General features: G+C 71.8%; 8 protein-coding genes. 5 read left to right on the top strand and 3 right to left on the bottom strand.

Annotated elements, in window-relative coordinates:
* Positions 1–127: 127 nt before the first annotated feature.
* The 3 genes from E3328_RS18315 (at position 128) to E3328_RS18305 (ending at position 4786) form a co-directional block, all read left to right on the top strand.
* Entirely contained in the window at positions 128–1660 is a 1533-nt protein-coding gene (locus E3328_RS18315; protein ID WP_135366078.1) for a flippase, read from the top strand.
* 81 nt (positions 1661–1741) lie between these two features.
* Positions 1742–3577, top strand: coding sequence for a hypothetical protein (locus tag E3328_RS18310; RefSeq protein WP_135366077.1), 1836 nt, complete (start codon positions 1742–1744; stop codon positions 3575–3577).
* An 87-nt stretch (positions 3578–3664) separates the two neighbouring features.
* Positions 3665–4786, top strand: a complete 1122-nt coding sequence (locus tag E3328_RS18305) for a glycosyltransferase family 4 protein (protein ID WP_135366076.1) — start codon at positions 3665–3667, stop codon at positions 4784–4786.
* Between the two features lie 46 nt (positions 4787–4832).
* Here E3328_RS18305 and E3328_RS18300 read toward each other — a convergent pair whose 3' ends face one another.
* Together E3328_RS18300 and E3328_RS18295 are read right to left on the bottom strand one after the other, a co-directional pair.
* A complete protein-coding gene (locus tag E3328_RS18300) occupies positions 4833–5759 on the bottom strand; it encodes a DUF1616 domain-containing protein (RefSeq protein ID WP_135366075.1) in 927 nt (308 codons plus the stop codon).
* 133 nt (positions 5760–5892) lie between these two features.
* Entirely contained in the window at positions 5893–8880 is a 2988-nt protein-coding gene (locus E3328_RS18295; protein ID WP_135366074.1) for a LamG-like jellyroll fold domain-containing protein, read from the bottom strand.
* 213 nt (positions 8881–9093) lie between these two features.
* Here E3328_RS18295 and E3328_RS18290 point away from each other — a divergent pair, with 213 nt between their 5' ends.
* Both E3328_RS18290 and E3328_RS18285 read left to right on the top strand, forming a co-directional pair.
* Complete coding sequence (locus E3328_RS18290) at positions 9094–10536, top strand: sugar transferase (protein WP_135366073.1); 1443 nt, start codon at positions 9094–9096, stop codon at positions 10534–10536.
* A 13-nt stretch (positions 10537–10549) separates the two neighbouring features.
* Positions 10550–11755 carry a glycosyltransferase family 4 protein gene (locus tag E3328_RS18285; protein ID WP_135366072.1) on the top strand — a complete coding sequence of 402 codons (1206 nt, stop codon included), beginning with the start codon at positions 10550–10552 and terminating at the stop codon, positions 11753–11755.
* 32 nt (positions 11756–11787) lie between these two features.
* Here E3328_RS18285 and E3328_RS18280 read toward each other — a convergent pair whose 3' ends face one another.
* Complete coding sequence (locus tag E3328_RS18280) at positions 11788–12750, bottom strand: NAD-dependent epimerase/dehydratase family protein (RefSeq protein ID WP_135366071.1); 963 nt, start codon at positions 12748–12750, stop codon at positions 11788–11790.
* Positions 12751–12838: the final 88 nt, after the last annotated feature.

Below are 12838 nucleotides of genomic sequence, written 5' to 3'. Positions count from 1 at the left end.
GATTCCCGCGGAGTTCGCCTAAGGCTGTCGGTGTGGCGACCCGCGCGGCTGCCCCGGTTCGCACGCGGCGCCGAGGCCGACGGCGGGAGTCGCAACCTTCTATTCGGCGGGGACGGACTCTCCGGCAGTGAGTTCGATCTCGGACAGCCTCGGCGTGCTCGCCCGCGGCGCGGTCGTGGTGTTCGTCGGCACCGTGGCCGGCCGGGCGCTCGGCGTCCTGGGGCAGGTGCTCATCGTCCGGGCGCTGTCCGTCGAGCTGTTCGGCCAGCTCGCGCTCGCGCTGACCGTCGTCTCGGCGGTCGGCCACGTCTCGCTGCTGGGCGTCCCCAAGGGGACCACGCGGCTCATCAGCGGCGAGACGGAGCCGTCGCGGCGCCGGGAGGTCCTCCACAGCAGCGTCGTCCTCGTGGCCGTCGGCGCCGCGCTGGCGACGGTGCTCGTCTACGCCTTCCGCCACCGGATCGCGGCCCTGATGGACGACCCGACGCTCGCGCGCAACCTCCTGTGGTTCCTCCCGTACCTGCTGGTCTTCCCGCTCGCGCAGGTGCTGTTCGCGGTGCTGCAGGCCCTGAAGGAGTCCGCCCGGACGACCGTCGCCCGCGACCTGTTTCCCCGGGTCTGTGGGCTGGCGCTGTTCGGCGTCCTGGCCGCCCTCGGCTACCCCTACGCCGGCGCCATCGGCTACTGGCTCGCGATCCCCGCGCTCGGTGCGCTGGCCGGCTACGCCGCGCTGGCCGCGCTGGGCGACCGCCGACCGTCGCTGTCGGTCGCGGTCGACGGGGCCACCCTGGGACGGCTCTGGACGTTCTCGTGGCCGCTCGCGGTCGGCTCGTCGATCGTCATGTTCCTCTCGGACATGGACCTGCTGATGATCGGGCTGTTGCTCGACACGGCGGCGGTCGGCCAGTACCGCGCCGTCCAGCCGCTCCGGGAGATCACGCTGTTCGTCCTCACGTCGTTCACCTTCCTCTACTACCCGATCGCGACGGAGTTCTACGAGGAGGGGGCCTACGCGGACCTCGACGCGCTGTACGCGACGGCCACCAAGTGGATCACGACGGCGACGCTCCCGCTCGCGCTGACGTTCGTGCTGTTCGCGCCCGACGTGGTCCGCGTGTTCTTCACCGCGCGGTACCTCCCGGCGGCGCCGGCGCTGGCCGTCCTGATCGCGGGGATGTTCCTCCGGGTCGTCGTCGGTCCGAACGGCGCGATGCTGAAGGCCATCGACCGGACCCGGGTCGAGTTGGTCGCGTCCGCGCTGGGGCTGGTGGTCAACGTCGCGCTCAACCTCCTGCTCATCCCCCGCTACCGGCTCGTCGGCGCGGCGCTGGCGACGGGCGCCGGCTTCGCCGTGTTCAACCTCGTGGAGGTGGTCGCGATCTACCTGGAGACCGGGAGCCACCCCTTCTCGTTCGACACCGTCAAGCCGCTGGTCGTGACGGTCGCCGCCGGAGCCGGGATCGCCCGCGCGCTCGCCGGTCGCGAGCTGTCGTTCGTTGCCCTGCTCGGCGTCGGCGCCGCGCTGACGGTCGTGCAGGTGGTCGCGCTCGTCGTCACCCGGAGTCTCGACGAGCGCGACCGGGAACTCGTCGAGCGGTGGGAGTCGCGCTTCGGGGTCGACCTGGCGCCCGTCAAGCGGGCGATCCGCTGGCGCCGGTGAACGACGGCCGCTCCGCGACCGACCCGTCGCGGGCGACGGAGATGCGGGAGTATTATGCCGCGGCCGGGCTACTCGGAAACAATGCCATCACGGCGGGTGACCGCGAAGCTCTCCCTCGCCGGACTCCTGCTGTCGCTCGCGCTGCTCGTCCCGACGGCGGTCCAGCGGTCGCGAACGCTGTTCATGACCGACCCCTACTGGCGGTACCAGCAGTCGCTGTGGGCCTGGAGCATCGAGCGGTCGGGCCGGATCTGGCCGTTCGCGCTCGAACGCGACTCGTTTCTCGTCTCCTGGGTGAACGTCTTCGACGACAACGTCGCCTCGGCGGTGGTCGTCCGCTTCCTCGCCGACTTCGGCGGACTCGACGTCCAGTTCGTCCAGACGCTCCCGCTGTTCGGGCTCGTGCTCGTGCTCAGCCAGGCGCTGCTGGCCAGCCAGCTCGCCCGGCGGGCCGCGGTCTTCCCGGTCGCGGTCGCGCTCGCCGTGGCCTACCAGTTCTACGTCCCCCACCTCGCCCTCTCGGCACACCGCGGCGCGATGGCGTGGGCGCTGCTGTTCGCCCTGCTCGCGTTCGTCGTGACCGTCAACCGGGACGGCCGAACGGACGCCCGGCTGGGCGTCGCCCTCCTCGCGCTCGGGTTCATCATGGGTGCCCACACCCTCCCGGTCGCGTCGCTGCTCCTGCTGTCGGTCGTGTACGCGACCGGGCGCGTCCTGCGGACGCCGCTGCTCACCCGCGGGCAGTACGTCACGATCAGCGGACTGATCGTCGTCTACTACGGGGTCGTCTTCGACTGGTTTCTCACCGTCTTCTCGCTGTTCACCGGCCGGCTCGGCGGGCTGTTCGGCGCCGGCGGGTTCACCCCGGGCAGACCCCTCGCGGTGCTCGCGGGGGTTGCGGGCATCGCCGCCGTCGTCGTCGGGAGCGACGCGGTGCGGCGGGCGCTCGCCGAGCGGTCGGTCCCGGCGCGGTCGTTCGCGCTGGCGGTCAGCGGCTTCGTCGCGGTCGCCATCGCGGCGGTCGTCGTCGTGTTCACGCCCGCGGACCTCATCGCCGCGGCCCGCACCTCCGGGTCCGTCCACCCCCTCGTCGTCGAGTACCAGCTGACGGACCTGGTCGCCCGCGACTGGTACGAACACCTCCGGTGGGTCGCCAGGTTCACCGCCGTCGGGCTGGTCGCGGCCGCCGGTCTCCACCGGGTGGTGACGTTCCTCCGGTCGGACGCGGTCGTCACGGCGGCCGGCGACCGGATCGACGCCCTCCTGGTGGGCGTCGCCGTCCAGGGGATCGCGACGCTCGTGCTGTTGCCGGTGTTCGCGCCGAGCGGGGGGATCGACCCGCAGTTGCTCGGCCTGCTCGTGACGCCCGTGTTCGGCGGCTACGTGCTGAGCCGGCTGTTCGACGGGACCCTCCCGGCACGACCGACCCCGAGACACGTGCTGGCCGTCGCCGCGGTGGTCGTCCTCGTCGCCGGGCCGGCCTTCGCCGTGTTCACGTTCGCCCCGACGACGCCCGGGATGGAGATCATCAGCACGACCGGGTCGGACGTCGACCAGGCCCGGTGGGCCGGCGAGCACCTGAACGAGCGGCGCGTCACGAGCGACTTCAACACGCTGAGCCTCTACTACACGGCCGGCGGTCGGGGGAACACGTACCTCCCGAGCGGGGGCGCACCGCTGTACAGCAGCCGGGAGAACGCGTCGACGCTGGTCGACCTCTACTACCGCGACCCCGCGGGGGCGGACCCGGCGCCGAGCGCCTACCTCGTCCGCGGGCAGATGGAACAGGTCGGGATGAGCCACCGGGCGTCGATCACGACGGAACCCAACCCCGACCTCGGAGCGGAGCTGACCGCGAGCGAGACGTGGAACAAGGTCCACTCGACGGGCACGGACACGACCTTCGTCAGGCGGTGAGCCGCTCCGGGCCGCTCCCGGGAACTCGGGCCCGTCGCGGGGCGGGGCGACCGAAAGAGCATTGACCGCACCCGGTCAGGTGCCACTGTGGACATCGGCTACGTCTCGAACGTGGTGTATCCGTTCGTCACGGGCGGTGCCGAGAAGCGGATCCACGAGATCGGCCGCCGGCTCGCCGACCGGGGCCACGACGTGACCGTCTACGGGCGGCACTTCTGGGACGGGCCCGCGGTCAGACGCCACGACGGGATGACCCTGCGGGCCGTCGCCCCCGAACGGGATCTGTATACGGACGACCGGCGGTCGATCGCGGAGGCGGTCGACTTCGCCGCCCGGGCGACCGGGCCGCTCGTGAAACGCGCCGGCGGCCACGACGTGCTCGTCGTCTCCGTCTTCCCGTACTTCCCGGTCTTCGCGGGGCGGCTCGCGACCGCGACGCGGACGCCGCTCGTCACGACGTGGCACGAGGTCTGGGGCGAGTGGTGGAACGAGTACCTCGGACGGCTCGCGCCGTTCGGCCGGGCCGTCGAGTACGTCGCCGCGAACGTCCCCCAGCACGCGGTCGCCGTCTCGGAGACCACCGCCGACGACCTCGCGCGGATCGGCCCCGACCGCGACGCGATCACCGTCGTCCCCAACGGGATCGACTTCGACCACGTTCGCGGGGTCGCCCCGGCCGACGAGGGGACGGACCTGCTGTTCGTCGGCCGGCTCATCGCCGACAAGAACCTCGACACGCTGCTGCGGGCGTTCGCGCGGGTCGCCGACCGCCACGACCTCTCGCTCGCGGTCGTCGGCGACGGTCCGGAACGGGAGGCGCTCGGCGCCCTCGCAGACGACCTCGGCGTGGCCGACCGCGTCGAGTTCCGCGGCTTCGTCGAGGACCACGACGACGTGCTGGCGGCGATGCGGGCCGCGACGGTGTTCGTCTCGCCGTCGGTCCGCGAGGGGTTCGGCATCACGCTCGTCGAGGCGATGGCGGCGGGCTGTCGGGTCGTCGCCGCCGACCACCCGAACGTCGCCAGCGCCGAGGTCGTCGGCGACGCCGGCCACCTGGTCGAACCCACGGTCGACGGGCTCGTCGACGGGATCGAGACCGGCCTGTTCGGCGACCCGCCGGCCACCTCGCCCGTCGAGCGCGCCGGCGAGTTCGACTGGGACCGCGTCGCCACGGAGGCGCTGGCGGCCTACCGCGAGAGCGCGGACTGACCGGCGAGATGCACGCGCGCCGGCCGAGCGGCGGAGTCACGGCCCCTCAGTACACGTCGACGACGAGCTGGAGGTCCTGCCGGGCCGTCGACCGGGAGGGGTCGGCCGGCGGGTCGCCGCGGTACAGCAGGAACGTGAGCCGCAGGTCCCTCCCGGTCGTCGGCGGCGAGAGCGTCCGTCGGAGTTGCGTTCGCTCGCCCGGCGCCAGTTCGACGCCGAACCGGTCGATCGTTTCGCCGGACCCGGAGGCGTCCTCGGACAGCGTGACGACCACCGTGTAGTCCATCGCGCGCTGGTGGTGGTTGCCGAGCGAGACGTAGACGGGCGCGCCGTCCTCCTCGTCGATCCACCGCGGGTAGGCCGTCGCGCTGGGGTCGCCGGTCTCGTTCTCCCCGAGCACGGCGAACTCGGTGTAGCGCTCCGCGGGCGGCTGGACGGTGACGGCCGCCGAGACGCTGACGGCGGCGACGAGGAGGCTCACGAGGACCAGCCCGTTGACCAGCGACTCGGCGCGGCCCTCGCTGGCCAGGAGGGCGGTCGGGTCGAAGGGCAGGGCCGGGCCGAGCCGGAACCGCTCGTCGGGCGGGAGCGCCTCCCGGCGGCGGTTCGCGACCGCCAGCGACGCGAGCGTCAGCGCGACCGTCGCGATCAGGGCCGACGCGCCCGTGATCGCGAACGGCGAGACGTGGAGGGCGACGCCGACCAGCGGGAGGAGCGCGAGGCTCGCCGCGAGAGAGAACACGAGCCGAGCCGTGAGTGAGACCGTCCCTCCGGCCGGGAACAGCCCGGCGACGAACGCGTATCCCGGGAGGAACAGCCCGAAGCCGACGGCGATGACCGGTCGAAGCGCCGTCTCGTCGAGCCCGGGCACGAGGGCGACCGCGACCGCGACCACGGTGTAGACCGCGGCCCCGACGAGGTCGACCTGATACCCGGAGACCGGACGGGCCGCCGGCTCCGGGTCGGTGTCCATACGCTGTGCTGTACGCACCCGGATAAAAAAAGCGCGATTCGGCGAACGCCGAGCCGGTCACGGGAGTACAGGCTGCCCGGAGCGCGCAACACGCTGCAAAGCGACGACGCGGCCGCGAGCGAGTCGGCGTCGGCTACCGGCCGGTTTCGTTCGCACCGTAGCCGTACAGCGTCCGGATCTCCGAGGGGGCGAGGGCGCGCTCGTAGACGTGGACGTCGTCGACCGCGCCGTCGAAGAAGCGGTCGCGGCGTCCGGTCCCGCCGATCGCGTCGACGCCGCCGCTGTCCCGGACGGCCCCGCTCGCGGCCACGCTCCCGGCGCGCTCGCCGTCGACCCAGAGCGACAGCGCCTCGCCGTCGTAGCGCCCGCAGACGTGGCTCCACTCCCCGGAGCCGGTCGCGTTCGCCCGGACCACGTTCGGTTCGGTCCCGTTGTGGAAATACGAGATCCACCGCTCGTTGGCGGAGTCGTAGCTCAACACGACCTCGTAGGTGCCGAGGTGGAGCACGTCGTGGTTGCCCGGCCCCCCGGGGTCGTCGACCCGCGCCCACGAACAGGTGGTGAACGCCTCGCGCCCGCTGAGGTCGACCGCGTCGGGCCCGAGGTTCACGAACTCCCCGTCGGCGGCGTCGAACGACAGCGCGGAGCCGCGCGGCCCGGCGACGGGGGTCGCACCGTCGACGGTCCCGTTGTGACCCCCGATCCGGTCGACGGCGGTGCCGGTCCCGGCGGACTCGAACGCCCAGTGGGCCAGATACTGGCCGGGCTGGGCGCCCTCCCGGACCATGGCCGCCGTCACCGAACTGTTGCCCAGCGGCAGGTCGTAGGTCCCCTCGTAGGGGACTCGCAGGGTCACGTCGCCCGTCGGCCCGGTCCGGACCCGCCGCTCGTAGGTGAACGAGGTGTTCCCGACGGTGACCGGGACCGAGAGCGTCACCGACGCGTTCGCGGGTCCGGCCCCCACGACGCGGGCGCCGTCGACGACGGCGAAGGCCTTCTGCTCGCCCTCGCCGGCGTCGTGGATCAGCCGGTAGTGTCCCAGTCCCGCGACCGACCCCGAGCGGCTCCCGAACTGTCTGTGCAGGCGCGCCTGCATCGTCGAGTCCGACAGGGAGGCGGCCGGGGCGGTCACGACGTAGCCCTCGCGGCCGCTGAGCGCGGCGCGGGCGTCGCCGGGGTCGGTCGCGGAGACGAACGACTCGTACTCCGCGAGCGCGAAGCCGTAGGAGAACGCCCGTCCGTTGACGAAGTAGTTGTAGACGCGGTTGCGCCCCCACTGGCTGAACACGTAGTTCCGCGGGAACGTCCGGTCGTGGGCGGCGGCGTGGTCGTCGATCGACGCGGCCGTCCCGTAGGTGGCGTCGTCGGTCGTGACCTGGCTGATCTTGACCGGCGACTGGACCATCCCGAGGCTCCCGACCAGCAGGAAGAGGACGGCCACGTAGCCGACCGTCCGGAGGTCGGGGGAGCCGAGCCCCCGGATCGCCGCGGCGGGCGACCCGGAGAGGGCGGTCGACGGTTCGGCGATATCGACCCAGGCGGCCAGCCGGACGAAGCCGACGCCGCCGAAGACGGCGGTGAACAGCGAGAGCTGGCCGGCGAAGCGGATCTGGACGACGGCGAGCGCGAAGAGGTACCAGCCGTACGCGCCGAGGGCGAGCCACGCCGGGCGGTCCTCGCGGTAGCCGACGACAGGCGCCCACGCCAGCACCGGGAGCGCGACGACGGCGACGAACCCGAACAGCAGCAGCGGCGCGAACAGCGAGCCCTGCGCACCCGAGAACAGCGAGGCGGTCTCGGCGATGCCGCTCCCGCCGAACTCCCGCATGTAGGCGAGGAACTCGCCGACCCCCTCGGAGACCGCGGGGACGGCGACCCAGGCGACCGCGGTGACGGCGAGGCCGACGCCCACTTCCGCGGCCGCCGCGCGGCGCGCCGCGAGGTCCCGGCGGTGAGCGAGCTCGCCCGCGGCGACGACGAACGCGCTCCCGACCGCCAGCAGCGCGGGCGCCAGCGCGCGATACAGCTCCAGCCAGCCGTACAGCGCGTGCAACGCGAGCGTCAGCGCGGCGCTCCCGGCGAGGGCGACCAGCAGCGGGCCGGATCCCGACAGGGGAGAGCGGTCGGCTCGCACGTCCGCGAGCGACCGTGCCAGCGCGTACAGCCCCAGCGGCGCGACCAGCAGCGGGCCGCCGCGCCAGGCGGTCACCTGAACGGTCACCGCGGTCGAGAGCGCCGCGACGGCGGCCCACCCGGTCGCGGAGACGCCCAGACGCGGCCCGTCGCGGTCGATCCGTTCGCGGGCGACCAGCACGAGGGCGTAGGCGGCGACCGCGAGCCAGACGTAGTCGAAGGCGTGGTGGTCGCCGAAGCCGAGCGACGTGCGGAAGGCGTGGACCGGCGTGACCGCCAGCAGGGCGACGGCGGCGAGGCCCGCACGCCGGTCGGCGCTGACCGACACCGTGACCAGGTAGACGAGGGCGGCGCTGACCACGCCGGCGGCGACCGGGTACCACGCGAGGACGAGGCCGACCGTCTCGGGGGTCCCGCCGAACAGCGCGGCCGTCCACCAGACCGCGACGACCATCGCCACGTCGTGGGTCGCCACCGAGGACGGGAGCGACCCGAGCGCCGTCGGGTCCAGCGCCGGGGCCGGACGCTCCAGAAGCTGTTCGCCCCAGTAGCGGTAGAGGTACGGGTCGTTGCCGCTGAGGACGATGTCGCCGTTCCGGAACACCGCGCCCATCGGCAGGGCGACGCGAACGACGGCGACGGCGAGCAGGGCGACGGCGAGGGCGGCGACCGCCCGCCGGTCGACGGAGGCCGGTCGGAGAGCCGCGGCGCGCCCGGTAAGCGACGCGCCGCCGCCCCCGGACTGTGACTCGCCCGGCGATCCGTCGAGCGCCCCGCGGACGGCGTCGGGGTCGGCGACGCGGTACCCGTCGTCGACCTCCTCGACGATCCCGGCGGCGACGATCTCGCCGAACGTGCCGGAGTCGACGGCGACATCGTCGAACGACCACGGACCGGACTCGTCGGCCGCGAGGATATCTCGGAGGGCGTCTTCGGCGGCGGGGCGGGATTCCACGAGGTCGGCCGTCGCCTCGCGAACCTCGGACATGTCTCGAACGGACGGTAGGCCGTGTTTAAAACCTACCGACAGCGCGGTGCCCGCCGGCACGCGCACCGGGTGGCGGCGCCGACCGACAGAAAGCGATTCGCGGGCGCGCCGGTCTGTCGGGGAGGTGGTCGCCGGGCGGGATCCGTCGCTGAGAGACTCAGCAGCGATAATCGTGGCATAGACCTTATATGACGGGCTACTGAATCGGGAGTGATGAACTCGCGGTGGCAGTACCGGGTCGCGAGCGTGGGGGCGACGCTGGCCCTGACGCTCGTCGCCGTCCTCGTCGCGAACCACCCGTTCGTCCAGAACCTGTTCGCGCTGGTCCCGTACTTCGGGGGGCCGGCGCCGGCGGTGCTCGCGGGCGGGCAGTTCACGGTCGCCATCGCGACGACGGTCGGCGTCGTAGCCGCGGCGATGTGGCCCGTGTTCAAGCCGCGGCCGCGGCGGATCCTCGACACCATCCTCCTGACCCAGAAGCGGGTCCTGCTGGCGATGGTCGGCCTCGCCGCCCTTGGCTACTACAACTACACCTACAAGCTCCCGCGGTCGACGCTGATGATCGTGACCGGCCTGCTCTTCGTCGTCCTCCCGGTGGCGATGGCGGCGATCCGGCGGCGGCCGCCAGGCACCGAACGGGCCGTCCTCGTCGGCGACGACCCCGAGGCGATGGGCGACGTGCTCGCGACGACCGACCTCGACGTGGTCGGCTACGTCTCGCCGTTCGCGGGGCGGGACGGCGAGCCGTCCCCGGATCAGGCCGGCTACACCGACGGCGGCGTCGTCGTCGAGGCCGACCCCCTGGCGGAACTGGAGTGTCTCGGCGGGCTCTCCCGGCTGGAGGAAGTCCTCGTCGCCTACGACGTGGACACGGCCGTACTCGCGTTCGGGGACGCCGACCGCATGGAGTTCTTCGGCACGCTCGACACCTGTTACGAGCACGGCGTCGTCGCGAAGGTCCACCGCGACCACGCCGACAGCGTGCTGACCAGCGGCGTCTCCGAGCGCGAACTCCTCGACATCGACCTGGAACCGTGGGACACCCAGGACTACGTCGTCAAGCGGGCGTTCGACATCGGGTTCGCCGCGACGGGGCTGGTCGTCCTCGCGCCGGTGATGGCCGCCGTCGCCGTCGCCGTCAAACTCGACAGCCCCGGCCCGGTCCTGTACAGCCAGGAGCGCACCGCCGAGTTCGGCGACCGCTTCCCGGTGTACAAGTTCCGGAGCATGGTGACCGACGCCGAGGCCGCGTCCGGGCCGAAACTGAGCGAGGAGGACGCGGGGGAAGTCGACCCCAGAGTCACCCGGGTCGGTCGGTTCCTCCGGCGGACTCACCTCGACGAGATCCCCCAGCTGTGGTCGATCCTCGTCGGCGACATGAGCGTCGTCGGGCCGCGCCCGGAGCGACCCGAGCTGGACACCGAGATGGAGACGGCCGCCGACACGTGGCGCCGGCGGTGGTTCGTCCGGCCGGGCCTGACCGGTCTCGCGCAGATCAACGACGCGACCGGCCACGACCCCGAGGAGAAGCTCCGCTACGACGTGGAGTACATCCGCCGACAGTCGTTCTGGTTCGACCTCAAGATCGTGATCCGTCAGCTGTGGGACGTCGGCGCCGACGCGGTCCGAACCGTCCGGCCTAACACCGACCGATGAGTCACCTCACCCGATGACGCGCGACCGTCGCAGGGTACCGGACACAGCGTCGGGGACGTCCGAGGGAGAGGACGAGTCAGAAGGTCCCGACGACCGCTCGCGTTCGCTCCGGATCCTGCGGGTCGCACAGAAGGTCTACCCGGACGTGGCGGGCGGGGGCGCCTACCACGTCCACGCACTGAGCCGCGACCAGGTCGCGATGGGCCACGACGTGACGGTGCTGGCGGTCGCGCCCGACGCCGACGGGGACTGGCCCCACGTCGAGCAGCGCGACGGCTACACGGTCGTCCGGTTCCCGCCGACCGCCGCGCCGCTCGGCAACGCCGTCTCCGCGGGCGTCGCGCAGTTCCTCCGTCGCGTCGGCGAATACGACGTTGTCCACACCCACTCGCACCTGTACTTCTCGACGAACCTCGCGGCGCTCGCCCGCCGGCTGTCGGGCACGCCGCTGGCGGTCACGAACCACGGCTTGTACTCCCAGACAGCGCCGAAGTGGGTCTTCGACGGCTACCTCCGGACGATCGGGCGCTGGACGTTCGACAGCGCGGACGTGGCCTTCTGCTACACCGACGAGGACCGCGACCGGCTCCGCGAGCTGGGTGTCTCGACCCCGATCGAGGTCGTCGCCAACGGGATCGACACGGCGCGGTTCACCTCGGACGGCCCCCGCCGTGACGATGTGGTCGGCGATCCCGCAGTCCTCTTTGTGGGTCGGCTCGTCGACGGGAAACGACCGGGCGACGCGCTCGCGGCCTTCGATCGCCTGCGTGACCGGGTGCCCGAGGCCGGGCTCACGATCTGCGGCGACGGCCCGCTCTGCGGGGACCTCGAACGACAGGTCGGCGAAAGGGGTCTCGACGACGCGGTCCAGTTTCTGGGCCACCTGCCGTACGATGCGATGCCGTCGGTCTACCGGGCGGCCGACGCGCTCGTGTTGCCGAGCGAGGCCGAAGGGCTACCGCGCACGGTGCTTGAGGCGATGGCGACCGGCGTGCCCGTCGTCACGAGCGCGCTCGACCAGCTCACCGGCGTCGTCGACGGCGGCGGGGAGACGGTCCCTGTCGGCGATATCGAGGGGTTCGCGGACGCGCTGATGGCGGTCACCGGGAACAGGGAGACGTACTCGCCGCGTGCAGTCGTCGAAGATGGCTACGACTGGGAGACGACCGTCGAGCGGACGACCGCACATCTCCAGCGAATCGTGGAGAATCGATGCTAGCGCAGGAAGTACCGCTTGGATCGAGGGGGTAGCTACTGGCGGAACAGTTCCCTGATGCTCTCCTCGACGGAGTGCTCGACACTCCACCCCAGCTCTTCCCGGGCGCGGGTCGTGTCAACCTCGAACTCGCTGACGAGCGTCTCGTCGCGCGGGTTCTCCAGCAGTTCGATCTCCGGTTCGAAGTCGATCTCCTCGGCGGCGATGTCACGGACGATCTCCGCGACGGTCGTGATGCCGGGGTCCTCGTCGCTGGCGATCTCGTACTTCTCGACGCCCGTCTCGCCGGCGGCGAGCTGGTCGTCGAGGCGCTCGGCGCTCCGGACGTACGCACGGGCCACGTCCTTGACGTGGATGTAGTTGCGCGCCTGGTCGCCGGGCTCGTAGACGGTCAGGTTCTCGCCGTCCTTCGCGCGGCCGACGAAGAAGTTGATGACCGTCCCCTTCGAGACGATGTCTCCCTCGATCTCGTGCTCTCCATACAGATTCGACTTGAGGAAGAGATGGGCCGGGAACTCACCTTCTGCGAACGACTCGATGGCGCGCTCGTTGAGGAGTTTCGACCGGCCGTACCAGTTCATCGGGTCGCGGGGGTGGTCGACGGTGATCGGGAACTCGACGGGGTCGCCGAGTACCGCCATCGAGAACGGGAAGACGAGCGCCGCGCCGCTCTTCCGGCAGTACCACGCGACGTTGTTCGTCCCCTGGACGTTGACCTCGTAGGCGAGGTCCTGGTTCTCCTCGCAGTCGTCGACGCCGGAGATGGCGGCGAGATGCATCACGATGTCCGCACCGTCGAGCGCGTCCTCCAGCCGGTCGCGGTTGCGGACGTCGACGTGCTCGACGGTCACGTCCCCGATCTCGCGCACGTCACCGAGGTAGAAGTTGTCGAGCGCGGTGATCTCCCAGTCGGGGTGGGCCTGCTGTAGTTCGTGAACGACGCGACTGCCGATGAATCCCGCCGCGCCTGTGACGGCGACGGTGCGTTGGTCTGTCATAGTCTGTGTTTCCGTTTACCTGTGTGGTAGATATCAGGAACGGTCGGGTGTCGAACCGCATACCCGCCATTACGTCCGTTTCGTTCCG

The organism is Halosimplex halophilum (genome assembly GCF_004698125.1).
GTDB lineage: Archaea > Halobacteriota > Halobacteria > Halobacteriales > Haloarculaceae > Halosimplex > Halosimplex halophilum.
The sequence above is the reverse complement of the archived record's forward strand: the minus strand, read 5'-3'. Positions and strand labels throughout refer to the sequence as shown.

Coding starts and splice junctions, on each gene's coding strand:
- E3328_RS18300 (WP_135366075.1), bottom strand. CDS start 5,759: ATGGACACCGACCCGGAGCCGGCGGCCCGTCCGGTCTCCGGGTATCAG.
- E3328_RS18285 (WP_135366072.1), top strand. CDS start 10,550: ATGACGCGCGACCGTCGCAGGGTACCGGACACAGCGTCGGGGACGTCC.
- E3328_RS18310 (WP_135366077.1), top strand. CDS start 1,742: ATGCCATCACGGCGGGTGACCGCGAAGCTCTCCCTCGCCGGACTCCTG.
- E3328_RS18295 (WP_135366074.1), bottom strand. CDS start 8,880: ATGTCCGAGGTTCGCGAGGCGACGGCCGACCTCGTGGAATCCCGCCCC.
- E3328_RS18290 (WP_135366073.1), top strand. CDS start 9,094: ATGAACTCGCGGTGGCAGTACCGGGTCGCGAGCGTGGGGGCGACGCTG.
- E3328_RS18280 (WP_135366071.1), bottom strand. CDS start 12,750: ATGACAGACCAACGCACCGTCGCCGTCACAGGCGCGGCGGGATTCATC.